This is a genomic window from Amycolatopsis echigonensis (assembly GCF_002846615.1).
GTDB classification, from domain to species: Bacteria; Actinomycetota; Actinomycetes; order Mycobacteriales; family Pseudonocardiaceae; genus Amycolatopsis; species Amycolatopsis echigonensis.
On sequence record NZ_PJMY01000003.1, the window covers coordinates 7,343,956 to 7,358,169 of the forward strand.

At 70.4% G+C, this 14,214-nt stretch carries 12 protein-coding genes; 7 read left to right on the forward strand and 5 right to left on the reverse strand.

Going from position 1 to position 14,214, the window contains the following annotated elements:
• The first annotated feature begins 308 nt into the window (after positions 1–308).
• Both ATK30_RS39655 and ATK30_RS39660 read left to right on the forward strand, forming a co-directional pair.
• Positions 309–3,293: a glycoside hydrolase family 3 protein gene (locus ATK30_RS39655; protein ID WP_101439831.1), complete on the forward strand. Its 2,985-nt coding sequence runs from the start codon at positions 309–311 to the stop codon at positions 3,291–3,293.
• Between the two features lie 60 nt (positions 3,294–3,353).
• The gene (locus ATK30_RS39660; RefSeq protein ID WP_101439832.1) at positions 3,354–4,046 is read left to right on the forward strand and encodes a glycoside hydrolase family 12 protein; all 693 of its coding nucleotides are present in this window, start codon (positions 3,354–3,356) and stop codon (positions 4,044–4,046) included.
• A gap of 71 nt (positions 4,047–4,117) precedes the next feature.
• Here the strand turns inward: ATK30_RS39660 and ATK30_RS47600 are convergent, their stop codons facing one another.
• Positions 4,118–4,765, reverse strand: a complete 648-nt coding sequence (locus ATK30_RS47600; protein WP_416332934.1) for a hypothetical protein — start codon at positions 4,763–4,765, stop codon at positions 4,118–4,120.
• Entirely contained in the window at positions 4,732–6,942 is a 2,211-nt protein-coding gene (gene acnA, locus ATK30_RS39665; protein WP_416332935.1) for an aconitate hydratase AcnA, read from the reverse strand. Before acnA ends, ATK30_RS47600 begins: the two co-directional genes overlap by 34 nt.
• A gap of 342 nt (positions 6,943–7,284) precedes the next feature.
• On the opposite strand from acnA, the gene ATK30_RS39670 reads away from it, so the two are divergent.
• Positions 7,285–8,649 (forward strand): NlpC/P60 family protein, encoded by a 1,365-nt coding sequence (locus ATK30_RS39670; protein WP_244194868.1) that lies wholly within the window; start codon positions 7,285–7,287, stop codon positions 8,647–8,649.
• Here the strand turns inward: ATK30_RS39670 and ATK30_RS39675 are convergent.
• Positions 8,639–9,433 carry a GNAT family N-acetyltransferase gene (locus ATK30_RS39675; protein ID WP_101439833.1) on the reverse strand — a complete coding sequence of 265 codons (795 nt, stop codon included), beginning with the start codon at positions 9,431–9,433 and terminating at the stop codon, positions 8,639–8,641. The two genes, ATK30_RS39670 and ATK30_RS39675, sit on opposite strands and share 11 nt — an antisense overlap.
• 101 nt (positions 9,434–9,534) lie before the next feature.
• Here ATK30_RS39675 and mobA point away from each other — a divergent pair, with 101 nt between their 5' ends.
• The 4 genes from mobA (at position 9,535) to ATK30_RS39695 (ending at position 13,263) form a co-directional block, all read left to right on the forward strand.
• The gene (gene mobA / locus ATK30_RS39680) at positions 9,535–10,092 is read left to right on the forward strand and encodes a molybdenum cofactor guanylyltransferase (protein ID WP_101439834.1); all 558 of its coding nucleotides are present in this window, start codon (positions 9,535–9,537) and stop codon (positions 10,090–10,092) included.
• A gap of 112 nt (positions 10,093–10,204) precedes the next feature.
• Positions 10,205–11,269 (forward strand): AAA family ATPase, encoded by a 1,065-nt coding sequence (locus ATK30_RS39685; protein WP_101439835.1) that lies wholly within the window; start codon positions 10,205–10,207, stop codon positions 11,267–11,269.
• A 76-nt stretch (positions 11,270–11,345) separates the two neighbouring features.
• On the forward strand, positions 11,346–12,227 hold the full coding sequence (locus tag ATK30_RS39690) for a DUF58 domain-containing protein (RefSeq protein WP_244194974.1): 882 nt from the start codon (positions 11,346–11,348) through the stop codon (positions 12,225–12,227).
• A gap of 55 nt (positions 12,228–12,282) precedes the next feature.
• Complete coding sequence (locus ATK30_RS39695; RefSeq protein WP_101439837.1) at positions 12,283–13,263, forward strand: VWA domain-containing protein; 981 nt, start codon at positions 12,283–12,285, stop codon at positions 13,261–13,263.
• Positions 13,264–13,310: 47 nt separating this feature from the next.
• Here ATK30_RS39695 and ATK30_RS39700 read toward each other — a convergent pair whose 3' ends face one another.
• Entirely contained in the window at positions 13,311–13,772 is a 462-nt protein-coding gene (locus ATK30_RS39700) for a tRNA (cytidine(34)-2'-O)-methyltransferase (RefSeq protein WP_101439838.1), read from the reverse strand.
• Between the two features lie 7 nt (positions 13,773–13,779).
• Entirely contained in the window at positions 13,780–14,205 is a 426-nt protein-coding gene (locus ATK30_RS39705; RefSeq protein ID WP_101439839.1) for an acyl-CoA thioesterase, read from the reverse strand.
• Positions 14,206–14,214: the final 9 nt, after the last annotated feature.

The following is a 14,214-nucleotide window of genomic DNA, read 5'->3' on the forward strand; positions in this document are numbered from 1 at the left end:
GGGGGATCTCGGTTCGCTGTCGAAGCGCATCGACGGGACACAACGTAAGCCAGCGACCCGCCGAAGACAAGTGTCGTCGCGCAATTCGACGGAATCGACGCGCGGGCCGCCTGTCGAAATTGTCGAATGCGCCAGGCCTGGGCATTTCCCCAGGTGGAGAGCCGCTGGGCCGACTGCGGGAATCTCCGGCGGCGCACCTTGACCGCCGCGCGAACGGACTGCGATAGTCCTCGGCAATTCCCGATTCGCCGCGCTCCTTTTCCCGGAATTCATCGAATCGATTCGACGCCTGACCCGGAGGTCGGTTGATGCGTCCCCCACTTTCCCGGCTCCTTCGCCGCGGCGCGCTGGTCGCGCTGGCCGTCACGCTCAGCGCGGGCGCCGCTCCCGCGCTCGCCGCGCCGCCCCCGCCGTTCCGAGATCCGTCGCGGCCGCTTGCGGCCCGGATCGACGACCTGCTGTCCCGGCTGACCCTGGACGAAAAGGTGTCGCTGCTGCACCAGTACCAGCCCGCGATCCCGCGGCTGGGCATCGGCATGTTCAAAACCGGGACCGAGGCCCTGCACGGCGTGGCGTGGTCCACCGACTACGCGGACAACGGCGCGGTCGTCACGGCGAACGGCACCGTCTTCCCGCAGGCGCTGGGGCTGGCGAGCACCTGGGACCCGGCGCTGATCAAGCAGGTCGGCGGCGCGGTCGGACAGGAGGCGCGCGGGTTCAACGCGGAGAATCCCTCGCTGTGGGGCCTGAATCTGTGGGCGCCGGTGGTGAACCTGCTGCGCGATCCGCGCTGGGGCCGCAACGAGGAGGGCTACTCCGAGGACCCGTACCTGACCGGGCAGATCTCGACCGCCTACGGCAAGGGCATCCAGGGCGACGACCCGCGCTATCTGCAAGCCGCGCCGACCCTGAAGCACTATCTCGCCTACAACAACGAGACGGACCGGACCACCAGCGACTCGATGGCCCCGCCGAAGATCCTGCACGACTACGACGAGCAGGCGTTCAAGCCCGCGCTGACCGCGGGCGCGGCCAACGGCGTGATGCCGTCGTACAACCTGGTGAACGGCAGGCCCAACACGGTCAATCCCGACTTGAACACCGTGCTGCGGAAGTGGGCGCCGCACGACCTCGCCGTGGTCAGCGACGCGGGCGCACCGTCCAATTTGGTCGATTCGGAGAAGTACTATCCGACCAAGGCCGAGGCGGACGCGGCGGCGATCAAGGCCGGGCTCGACAGCTTCACCGACAACGACACCAACGGGTCGATCACCGCCGCGGCCGTCAAAGAGGCGCTGAGCAAAGGCTTCCTGACGCTCGCGGACGTCGAAAACGCCGACCGGCACCTGCTTTCGCTGCGCTTCCGGCTCGGCGAATTCGACCCGCCGGGGAGCAACCCGTACGCCAGGATCACGCCCGCGGCGATCAACTCGCCGCAGCACCAGGCCCTCGCCCGGAAAGCCGCGGACGAGCAGATGGTGCTGCTGCGCAACAACAACGGCGCGCTGCCGCTGAACGCCGCGAGCACCAAGAAGATCGCGGTGGTCGGCCCGCTGTCGGACACGCTCTACACGGATTGGTACAGCGGTTCGCTGCCGTATCGGGTAACCCCGCTTCAGGGGATCAAGGAGCGGCTGGGCACCCAGGGGACAGTCGCGTCGGCGGAAGGCGTCGACCGGATCGCGCTCAAGAACCTCAGCACCGGCAAATATCTCACGGCGTCCGCCGACCCGGCCGGGGGCAAACTCGCCGAAGCGGCCACGACCGCCGGTCCGGCGCAGTCGTTCGACGTCTTCGACTGGGGTGCCGGCAAGAACACCCTTCGCACGGTGGCCAACGGGAAGTACCTGAGCTACTCCGGCGGCGCCTTGGTCAACAACGCCCAGCAGCCCAACGGCTGGTACGTGCAGCAGCAGCTCAAGCTGGACGCCCAGGCCGACGGGAGCTACGTGCTCGAATACGCCGGCAACGAAGTGACCGAATCCTGGTTCGGCAAGAACAAGTACGCGGTGGTCGGCGCGGACGGCACGCTCACGTTCAGCGCGGCGGATCCGGCGCGGGCGACCAAATTCGGCCGCGAGGTGCTCACCAGCGGGGTCGGCAGCGCCCTCGCCGCGGCACAAGGTGCCGACACGGCGGTGGTCGTCGTCGGCAGCATGCCGTTCATCAACGGCCGCGAGGCGAACGACCGCACCAGCACCGAACTCGCGCCGGCGCAACAGGCACTGGTCGACGCGGTCCGCAAGGCCAATCCGCACACCGTGGTCGTGCTGGAGAACAGCTACCCGACGACCGGCTGGGACACCAGCGGAGTCCCGGGCCTGCTCTGGACCACGCACGCCGGACAGGAGACCGGGCACGCCGTCGCCGACGTGCTGTTCGGCGACGTCAACCCGAGCGGACGGCTGACCCAGACCTGGTACGCCTCGGACGCCGGCCTGCCGAACATGCTCGACTACGACATCTCGAAAACCGGCATGACCTACCAGTACTACCGCGGCGCCCCGCTGTTCCCGTTCGGCTACGGCCTGAGCTACACCGATTTCCGCTACAGCCGGCTCCGGATCGACCGGCCCGCGGTCGGCGCCGACGGGACCATCGCGGTCGACGTCGACGTGACCAACACCGGCGGCCGGGCGGGCGCCGACGTGGTCCAGCTGTACTCCAGCGCCCGGGATTCGCGGGTACAGCAGCCGTTGAAGCAGCTACGCGCGTTCAGCCGGGTGTCGCTCGAACCGGGGCAGACGAAGACCGTGCGGTTGTCGGTGAAGGCTTCCGACCTGGCTTTCTGGGACGTCACCCGGGGCAAGCCGGTGGTGGAGACCGGCGTCTACGACTTCTCGGTCGGCCGCTCGGCCGCGGATCTCGCGCAGACCCGGCCGGTGTTCGTCGCCGGGGAGCGGATCCCCGCTCGCGACCTCGGCCGGGACACCCCGGCGGAGAACTTCGACGACTACCAGGGCATCACCCTGACCGACACCGCCAAAGCCAGCGGGACGTCCGTCGCGGGCGCGGCCGGCGGCTGGGTCGCGTTCAAGGACGCCGACCTCGGCCGGGGCGCGGCGAACTTCACCGCGTCAGTGTCCAAAGCGGACAGTGCGCCGGCGCGGATCACCGTGCGGATCGACGATCCCGTCCGCGGCCGCGTGCTGGGCGCCGTGACCGTCGGCGGCACCGGCGGCAAATACACCTTCCAGACGGTCAGCGCCGCGCTGGCCCGGGCGACCGGGCGGCACGACGTCTACCTCGAGTTCGACGGGCCGGTGACCGTGTCGAGTTTCCGGCTCGGCTGATCCGCGGTCCCTCGCGGGAGAACCGATCCGGGCGGACGCCGTCCGGGAAAGGAAGGAATCATGCACAAAGCCGTGCGCTCCCTCGTGGTCTCGCTGACCGCCGTCGCGCTCGCGGCCGGCACGGCGGGGACGGCCGAGGCCGCCGCCTGGTCGTCGTCGGACAAATACGCGAGCTGGTCCAACGGCGGCTACACCGTCCGCAACGACGTATGGGGCAGCGGGGCCGGCCCGCAAACCATCTGGGCCAACTCCTACAGCAACTTCGGCGTCTACTCCGACCAGCCGAACACCGGGGGAGTGAAGTCCTACCCGCATTCGGCGAAGAACGTCGGCCGGAAGCTCAGCGCGCTGCGCTCGGTCTCCAGCAGCTTCAACGTCAGCCGGCCGGGCAGCGGCTCCTACGAAAGCACGTACGACATCTGGGCCGAGAACAACGCCTACGAAATCATGCTCTGGATGAACAAACAGGGCGCGGTCGGCCCGATCGGCACCAAGCAGACCACGGTGACCGTCGGCGGGCACACCTGGGACGTCTACCAAGGATCGAACGGCGGCAACGCGGTCTTCTCGTTCCTGCGGACGTCGAACACCGACGCCGGATCGGTCGACGTGCTGGCCGTGCTGAACTGGATCAAGGCACGCGGCTGGTTCGGCGACGTCACCCTGGGCGAGGTGCAGTTCGGCTTCGAGATCACCTCGTCGGCCGGCGGGATGAACTTCACCGCCAACAGCTATTCGGTGTCCTCCTCCTGACCGGGCACTGAGACAACGCACTGAGGCCCGCCCCCGCGGATGCGGGAGCGGGCCTCGATGCGCGTGCTAGATCAGGACTGGGTCATCTTCCGCAGCACGTACTGCAGGATGCCGCCGTTGCGGTAGTAGTCCGCCTCGCCCGGGGTGTCGATGCGGACGACCGCGTCGAACTCCACCTTGGAGCCGTCTTCCTTCGTGGCGGTCACGTGCACCGTCCGCGGGGTCTCGCCCTCGTTCAGCTTCGTGATGCCCTCGATGTCGAACGTCTCGGTGCCGTCGAGCTTCAGCGACGCCGCCGACTCGCCCTCCGGGAACTGCAGCGGGATGACGCCCATGCCGATCAGGTTGGAGCGGTGGATGCGCTCGAACGACTCGGTGATCACCGCGCGCACGCCCAGCAGCGAAGTGCCCTTCGCCGCCCAGTCGCGCGACGAACCGGAGCCGTACTCCTTGCCGCCCAGCACGACCAGCGGGATGCCCGCCGCCGCGTAGTTCTGCGCCGCGTCGTAGATGAACGCCTGCGGCGCGCCCTCCTGGGTGAAGTCGCGGGTGTAGCCGCCCTGCACGTCGTCCAGCAGCTGGTTGCGCAGCCGGATGTTGGCGAAGGTGCCGCGGATCATGACCTCGTGGTTGCCGCGGCGCGAGCCGTAGGAGTTGAAGTCCTTGCGCTCGATGCCGTGCTCGGTCAGGTAGCGGCCGGCCGGGGTGTCGGCCTTGATCGCGCCGGCGGGGAGATGTGGTCGGTGGTGACCGAGTCGCCCAGCTTCGCCAGCACGCGGGCGCCCGAGATGTCCTGGACCGGGGCCGGTTCGGCAGTCATGCCGTCGAAGTACGGGGGCTTCCGGACGTAGGTGGACTCGGGGTCCCATTCGAAGGTCTTGCCGGTCGGCGTCGGCAGCGACTTCCAGCGCTCGCCGCCGTCGAACACGTCGGCGTAGTCCTTCGTGAACATCTCCTGCGTGATCGCGGAGTCGATGGTCTCCTGGATCTCCTGCGGCGTCGGCCAGATGTCCTTCAGGAAGACGTCGTTGCCGTCGCTGTCCTGGCCGAGCGGCTGGGTCGCGAAGTCGAAGTCCATCGTCCCGGCCAGCGCGTACGCGATGACCAGCGGCGGGGACGCCAGGTAGTTCATCTTGACGTCCGGGTTGATCCGGCCCTCGAAGTTCCGGTTGCCCGAGAGCACCGAGACCGCGGTGAGGTCGTTCTCCTGGATCGCGGCGGAGATCTCGTCCGACAGCGGGCCGGAGTTGCCGATGCAGGTGGTGCAGCCGTAGCCGACCAGGTGGTAGCCCAGTTTCTCCAGGTACGGCCAGAGGCCGGCCTTGTCGTAGTAGTCGGTGACGACCTGCGAACCCGGGGCCATCGACGTCTTGACCCACGGCTTGACCGACAGGCCCTTGTCGACCGCGTTGCGCGCGAGCAGCGCCGCGCCCAGCATGACCGACGGGTTGGAGGTGTTGGTGCACGAGGTGATCGAGGCGATCACCACGGCGCCGTGGTCGAGCACGAACTCGCCGCGGTCGGCGGTGGACACCTTGACCGGCTTGCTCGGCCGCCCGGTGGCCCCGTTCGCCGCGGACTGCACCGGCACCGCGGTCTCGTCCTGGAACGACAGCGCGGCCGGGTCGGAGGCCGGGAAGGTCTCCTCGACGGTCTCGTCGACGTTGGTGTGCGGGGTGGGCTGGTCGTCCTCGGCGTAGTCGTGCACCGACTTGCGGAACGAGGACTTCGCGTCGGACAGCTCGATGCGGTCCTGCGGGCGCTTCGGGCCGGCGATCGACGGGACGACCGTCGACAGGTCCAGCTCGAGGTACTCGGAGTACTGCGCCTCGTGGGACGGGTCGTGCCAGAGGCCCTGCTCCTTGGCGTACGCCTCGACCAGCGCGACCTGCTCGGCCGAACGGCCGGTCAGCTTGAGGTAGCGGACGGTCTCCTCGTCGATCGGGAAGATCGCCGCGGTGGAACCGAACTCCGGGCTCATGTTGCCGATGGTGGCGCGGTTGGCCAGCGGCACCTGGGCGACGCTCTCGCCGTAGAACTCGACGAACTTGCCGACCACGCCGTGGCGGCGCAGCATCTCGGTGATCGTGAGCACGACGTCGGTCGCGGTCACGCCGGCCGGGATCTCGCCGGTCAGCTTGAAGCCGACGACGCGCGGGATCAGCATCGACACCGGCTGGCCCAGCATGGCCGCCTCGGCCTCGATGCCGCCGACGCCCCAGCCCAGCACGCCGAGGCCGTTGACCATGGTGGTGTGCGAGTCGGTGCCGACGCAGGAGTCGGGGTAGGCCTGGCCGTTCCGGGCCATCACCGTGCGGGCCAGGTGCTCGATGTTGACCTGGTGCACGATGCCGGTGCCCGGCGGGACGACCTTGAACTCGTCGAAGGCGCCCTGGCCCCAGCGCAGGAACTGGTAGCGCTCGCGGTTGCGCTCGTATTCGATCTCCACGTTGCGCTCGAAGGCGTCCGCGCGGCCGAACACGTCGATGATCACCGAGTGGTCGATGACCATCTCGGCCGGGGCGAGCGGGTTGACCTTGTCCGGGTCGCCGCCGAGGGCGGTCACGGCCTCGCGCATGGTGGCCAGGTCGACCACGCAGGGCACGCCGGTGAAGTCCTGCATGATCACCCGGGCGGGCGTGAACTGGATCTCGGTCGACGGGTCCGCGTTCGGATCCCAGCCGCCGAGCGCGCGGATGTGGTCGGCGGTGATGTTCGCGCCGTCCTCGGTGCGCAGCAGGTTCTCGAGGAGGATCTTCAGGCTGTAGGGCAGCCGGGCGGAGCCTTCGACCTTGTCCAGGCGGAAGATCTCGTACGAGTTCTCTTCCACCCGCAAGGTGTCCTTGGCGCCGAAGCTGTCCTTGCTAGGTGCAGTCACGTCTAACTCCAGTGGCATGGATTCCACGCCGCAGCCGGCGTTTCCTCCCGGGTCAGTTCGGTGTCGTATCCGGGTCGTCGGGTCGACCCTGGCGAGTCTTGCGCACCCCCACCGTAGGACCGGAACCGGGAGGGCACACCTCGTCTTCTCGACCCAAACAGTACGCGTGTCCTGTATTTCGTTCAAGACGACACGCGGAGTGACGTGCGCCATCCGGACACGCCGTCCCCTCAGGTCCCCCGAACAGGGGAAATGATCTCCGCGGTGTGTAAGTTCTTCCTGAGGCTTGTGATAGTGGTATGACTGCAGTGGTACGCGGTGTGCCCGGAACGCGGCAGCCGGTGAGCGGAGGTGGCGGGCGTGAGGGTCCGGCGGGGACGGTCCGGGACGGCGGGCGCGCTGGTGCGCGGCGCGGGCGCCCGGCGCGGCCTGACGGTCGCGGCGGTCGCCCTGGCGGCGCTGCTCGGCGCGACGGGCACGGGGCTCGCGGTGCCTCCGCCGCCGCCGAACCCGAGCGATTCGGCGATCGATTCGGCCAAGGGCGACGCCAGCGCGAAAGCGGGCGAGGTCGGCCGGCTCACGAACCAGCTCGCGCAGGCCGAGCAGAAGCTCAGCGCGCTGCAGGACGACGTCGAGCTGAAGCAGGAACAGGCCATGAAGGCCCTGGTCGACCTGCAGACCGCGCAGGACGAGGCGACCCGAGCTCAGAACGACGCAACGTCTGCGAGACAGGAGGCGGACGCGGCGGCCGGAGCCATCGAGAAGGCCCGCGAGGACGCGAAGAAGTTCGCCGCCGCGAGCTTCGAGCAGGGCAGCACGATCGGGTCGATCTCGGCGTACCTGACCTCGGACAGCCCGAAGGACCTGCTCGCCCGCGCCCAGCTGCTCAACGCCATCGGCGGTTCGCGGCTCAACGCGATGGACCGGCTCCAGCAGGCGCAGACCGACAAGGCCAACAAGGACTCCGCCGCGCGCAAGGCGCTGGAGCTCGCGCAGGAGAAGCAGGACGCGGCCACCCGGGCGAAGGGCGTCGCGGACGCCGCGCAGTCCGCCGCCGTGTCCGCGCAGCAGGCCCAGGCCGCGCAGAACACGCAGCTGGAAGCGAACAAGAACTCCGTCGAGCAGCAGCTGTACGCGGCGCAGGCGAAGGTCAACGGCCTGCAGGGGCAGCGCCAGCGCTACCAGGACTGGCTCGCGCAGAAGCAGCGCGAGGACGAGGAGCGCGCCCGGCAGGCGGCCCTGCGGGCAGCCGCGGCGAACAACGACGACGACAACGGCGGCGGCAGCCCGTCCCCGGCGGCGGGCGGCTCGATCGAGGACGTGATCGCGCGGGCGCTGTCCAAGGTGGGCATGCCGTACGCGTGGGGCGGCGGGAACGGCAGCGGCCCGACCCGCGGCATCCGCGACGGCGGCGTGGCCGACCAGTACGGCGACTACCGCAAGATCGGCTTCGACTGCTCCGGCCTGATGATCTACGCCTTCGCCGGGGTGCAGGGCCTCCCGCACTACAGCGGCTACCAGTACACGGCGGGCCGCCAGGTGCCGCTCTCGCAGATGCGCCGCGGCGACATGCTGTTCTGGGGCTACCCGGGCAACATCCACCACGTCGCGCTGTACCTGGGCAACGGGCAGATGGTCGAGGCCCCGCAGTCGGGTTCGTACGTGCGCGTGGTGCCGGTCCGCTACGGCGGGATCATGCCGTACGCGACCCGCCTCATCGGCTGAACGGGCTCCACACGTACGGCGTCGTTTCGGTGACCGCGGTGAAGCCCAGCCGTTCGAGGATCGGACGGCTCATGGGTAGCGCGTCGACCTGGAGGTAGGCCACGCCGCGGTCCCGGGCCGTGCCGACCCGGTGCGCCACGAGCGCCCGGTAGAGGCCGCGGCCGCGCCATTCGGGCAGGGTCGCGCCGCCCCACAGCCCGGCGAATCCCGTGCCGGGCACGACTTCCAGCCGGGACGCGGCGACGAACCGGCCGTCCGCTTCGGCCACGACGTGCGTAGTGGTCCCGGGATCGGCGCGGGCCCGGGCGAGCAGATCCGCGGCGACGGCGGCTTCGTCGTGGCCGAACACCGTGGCGGACAGCGTCGCGATGCGCAGCAGGTCGTCGTGGCCGTCGGCTTCGCGCACGACCACGTCGGTCGACGGCGGCGCCGAGGCGGCGACCGCGTCCAACGGCGCGATCAGGACGGTTTCGGTTTCCTCCGGGACGAATCCGGCGGCGAGCAACCGCTCCGGCAGCTCCGCGGGACGGTCGTGGGCGCGGGTCTTCCACTCGAACTCCTCGCCGCGGGCGGCGAAGAACGCGCGCTGGCGGGCGATCAGCTCGTCGAGCGCTGCGCCGGTGACGCCGAGGTCGGGCGGCCCGGAGACGAACCCGCGGCGGCCGCCGGTGAGGCGCGCGAGCGGGCCGTCGACGGTGAGCTGCTGGCCGGGTTCGGCCTGGGTCAGCTCGGCTTGGCGGACTTCGCGGTCGTAAGCGGCGAGCAGCCGCGCGGCGTCGGGCACGTCGGCAACCTAATACGCGCGACCCCGGAGCGCGCGCGGGTTTCCGGTGCGGGCGGCCACCCCTGGTGTACGCGGCTTTCCGCACCGGGCACCCTGGGGGCATGACTGAGAGCCCCCGGTACGCGGGGATCGTGCTGGCCGGCGGGGCCGCGCGCCGGCTGTCCGGAGCGGACAAGCCGGAGCTGCGGGTCGGTGGGATCTCGTTGCTGGGCCGGGCGATCGAGGCGCTGGCCGGGGCGGATCCGGTCGTGGTCTGCGGGCCGCGGCGGCCGGGCTACGACGCGGTCGTCTGGACCCGCGAAGCCGTTCCCGGCGCCGGACCGGTCGCTGCCTTGGCCGCGGGGCTGGAGGCCGTCGGGGACGCGGAGATCGTCGTGCTGCTCGCCGCCGATCTCCCCGGTGTCCGGCGCTCCACAGTGGACCGGCTGCGGTCCACTGTGGCCAGCGCGGACGGAGCGGTGCTCGTGGACGCGGCGGGGGAGCGGCAATGGCTGGTGAGCGCTTGGCGCACCGCCGCTGTGCGCGAGGCGATGCCGGAGCGTCCGGAGAACGCGTCGCTGCGCCGGACGCTCGGCGGACTGCGGATCGCGGAGGTCGCCGCGGAACCGGGCGAGAGCGACGACATCGACACGCCGGAGGACCTGGAAAAGCACCGCTGACACGGGCTTCACAGCTGTCACACCGGCGATGCGATTGGCTACCGTCGCGGGAAGTCCGCGACGCAGTAGGGTCGCGGGCGAGCACGCAGACGTGGAAACCCCTGGAGGAAGAGTGACCGAGCCCGGCTTCGCCGAGGGAGCGAACGGGCAGCAGCCCGGCACCCCGGCGCGGGACGCCCAGCTGCTGGAACGCACCGTGTTCGAGGTGAAGCGCGTCATCGTCGGGCAGGACCGGCTGGTGGAGCGCATGCTCGTCGGGCTGCTGGCGAAGGGGCACCTGCTGCTCGAAGGCGTGCCCGGGGTCGCGAAGACGCTGGCGGTCGAGACGTTCGCGCGCGTCGTGGGCGGGTCGTTCTCCCGCGTGCAGTTCACCCCCGACCTGGTGCCCGCCGACATCCTCGGCACGCGCATCTACCGTCAGGGCGCCGAGCGCTTCGACGTCGAACTGGGCCCGGTCGTCGCGAACTTCGTGCTCGCCGACGAGATCAACCGCGCCCCGGCGAAGGTGCAGTCGGCGATGCTGGAGGTGATGGCCGAGCGGCACGTGTCGATCGGCGGCAAGACCTTCCCGATGCCCGATCCGTTCCTCGTGCTGGCCACGCAGAACCCGATCGAGAACGAGGGCGTGTACCCGCTGCCGGAAGCCCAGCGCGACCGGTTCCTGTTCAAGATCCTGGTCGAGTACCCCTCCGCCGAGGAGGAGCGCGAGATCATCTACCGGATGGGCGTCACGCCGCCGGAGCCGCACGAGGTGCTGAGCCCGGCCGAGCTGGTGCGGCTGCAGGGCGTCGCGTCGCAGGTGTTCGTGCACCACGCGCTGGTCGACTACGTCGTGCGGCTGGTGCTCACCACGCGGACGCCGAACGACCACGGGCTGTCCGACGTCGCGGGCTGGGTGTCCTACGGCGCCTCGCCGCGCGCGAGCCTCGGCATCATCGCCGCGGCGCGGGCGCTGGCGCTGGTGCGCGGCCGGGACTACGTGCTCCCGCAGGACGTGGTCGACGTCGTGCCGGACGTGCTGCGGCACCGGCTCGTGCTGTCCTACGACGCGCTGGCCGACGGCGTTCCGATGGACCACATCGTCACCCGCGTGCTGCAGACCGTGCCGCTGCCGCAGGTTTCCGCCCGGCCCCAGGGCGGTGCCGGCCCGGTGCCGGCGGGCGCCCCCGTCAGGTAACGGCGTGGCTGGCACCTCCTCGAAAGATCCGGGCGGCCGCCCCGGCTGGGCGCCGCCGGTCCTGCGCGGCGACCGGATGGAAGCGGGACTGCGGACCCTCGAACTCGAAGTGCGCCGCCGCCTCGACGGGCTGCTCCAGGGCAATCACCTCGGGCTGGTCCCGGGGCCGGGTTCGGAGCCCGGCGAAGCCCGGCCGTACCAGCCCGGCGACGACGTGCGCCGGATGGACTGGGCGGTCACCGCGCGCACGACGACGCCGCACATCCGCGAGACGGTCGCGGACCGCGAGCTGGAGACCTGGGTGGTCGCGGACATGTCGGCGAGCCTCGACTTCGGCACCGCGCTGTGCGAGAAGCGCGACCTGGTCGTCTGCGCGACCGCGGCGGTCGCGCACCTGACCGGCGGCGGCGGGAACCGGATCGGCGCGCTCGTGTCGAACGGCGAGGGCATCGCGCGGATCCCGGCGCGCGGCGGGCTTCCGCACGCACGCGGGCTCGTCCGGCGGCTGGCCGAGACGCCCCGCGCGGCCGAGGGAGTCCGCGGCGATCTCGCCGGTGCGCTGGAGAAACTGCGCCGTCCGCCGCGGCGGCGGGGACTCGCGGTGGTGATCTCCGACTTCCTCGGCCCGCTGGACTGGGAGCGGCCGCTGCGCGCGCTCGGCGGCAGGCACGAGCTGATCGCGATCGAGATCGTCGACCCCCGCGACGTGGACCTGCCGGACGTCGGCACCGTCGTGCTGGCCGACCCGGAGACCGGACGGCAGCGCGAGGTGCACGCTTCGGCGTTGCTGCGCAAGGAATTCGGCGCGGCGGCGAACGCGCACCGGCAGACGGTCGCGGCCGGTCTGCGCCGGGCCGGCGCGGCGCATCTGGTGCTGCGCACCGATTCCGACTGGATCGCGGACATGGTGCGGTTCGTGGTCGCCCGCAAGCGTCGCTGGTCGGGAGGTGTCGCATGAGCGAGCTCGTCGTGCACGCGGCCGCCGCCCGGGCAACCAGTAAGGAGGCGACGGCATGAGCCTCGCCGGATTCAGTTCGCCGTGGTGGTTCCTGCTGCTGATCGCGGTCGCCGCGGTGGCGGGCGCGTACGTGCTGTCGCAGCGCCAGCGGCGCCGCCGGGTGCTGCGGTTCGCGAACCTGGAGCTGCTGGAGAAGGTCGCGCCCAAGGCGCAGGGCTGGATCCGGCACGTGCCCGCGGTGCTGATCGTGCTGTCGCTGCTGTTCCTGACGGTCTCGCTGGCAGGCCCGACGGCGGAGCAGAAGGTGCCGCGCAACCGGGCGACGGTGATGCTGGTGATCGACGTGTCGCTGTCCATGGAGGCCACCGACGTCGCGCCGACGCGGCTGAAGGCGGCGCAGGACGCGGCGAAACAGTTCGCGCAGAACATGACGCCGGGCATCAACCTGGGCCTGATCTCGTTCGCCGGCACCGCGACGGTCCTCGTCAACCCGACGACGGACCGGGCGGGCGTGACGAACGCGATCGACAACCTCAAGCTCGCCCAGTCCACCGCCACCGGCGAGGGCATTTACGCGGCGATGCAGTCGATCCAGAGCTTCTCCGCGGTCGTCGGCGGCGCGGACGGCCCGCCGCCCGCGCGCATCGTGCTGATGAGCGACGGCAAGCAGACGGTGCCGGAAGACCTGTACGCCCCGCGCGGCGCGTACACGGCGGCCCAAGCGGCGAAGCAAGCGCACACGCCGATCTCGTCGATCTCGTTCGGCACCGAGCACGGATCGGTCGACATCGAGGGCAAGCAGCAGGACGTCCGCGTGGACGACGAATCGCTGCGCGAGATCGCCCGGCTGTCCGGAGGAGAGTTCTACAAGGCGGCGAGCGCGGACGAGCTGAAACGCGTGTACGCCGACTTGGGGGAGCAGATCGGGTACGAGCTGAAGAACGCCGACGCGAGCAAGCCGTGGGTCGTCCTGGGCACGATCATCCTGATGGCCGGAGCCGCGACGGCGCTGCTGTTCGGGCAGAGACTGCCGTAGGTCCGTGAAGGGCTCCTTGAGGGAATCAGGTTCCCTCAAGGAGCCCTTCACGGAGTTGCGAAGCCGTTCTGCCGCCACCCTTCGTAGACCGCGATAGCCGCTGTGTTGGCGAGGTTCAGCGACCGGTTGTTCGGCAGCATCGGCAACCGCAGCCGGTCCGTGACCTCCGCCGCCCGCTGGACGTCGTCCGGCAGCCCGGCGGACTCCGGCCCGAACATCAGCACGTCCCCGGGCGCGTAGGAGACGTCGGTGTAAAGCCGGGTCGCGTGCGCGGTGAACGCATACACCTTCGCGGGCAGCAGAGCCTCCCACGCAGCAGCCAGATCAGCGTGCACGTGGACCCGCGCGAGGTCGTGGTAATCGAGCCCGGCGCGGCGGAGCTGCTTGTCCTCCAAGGTGAACCCCAGCGGCTCCACCAGGTGCAGCTCGCATCCGGTGTTGGCGGCCAGCCGGATCGCGTTGCCGGTGTTGGGCGGGATTTCGGGGCGGTAGAACAGCACTCGGAACACGGGGACCTCACACCGTCTCGGGGAGGTACTTCGCGTAGGCCGCGCGCACCTCCGGGGGCGGTTCCGTCTTGCGGTAGTTCTCGGTGTCGACGAACACGTACCGCAGCCGGATCTCGGTCGTCACCGTGTCGCCGCGGCGGACTTCCAGCTCGAACTGCATCGACGTGGTGCCCAGGTGCACGAGGTACACCGCGACCACCAGCTCGTCGTCGAAGCGGCACGGCGCGAAATACCGCAGGTTCGACTCGGCGACCACCAGGTCGACACCGGTGGCGAGCAGTCCGTCGTGCGAGCCGAAGAGCGCTCTCTCCACTTCGAACGCCGCCATGTCCGCGTACGCCAGGTAATGCGCGTTGAAGACGATCCCCTGGCCGTCGCATTCGTGGTAGCGCACGCGCAGGGGCATTTCGACGAGAGGGCGGCGTTCGGTCACGGCACCAAT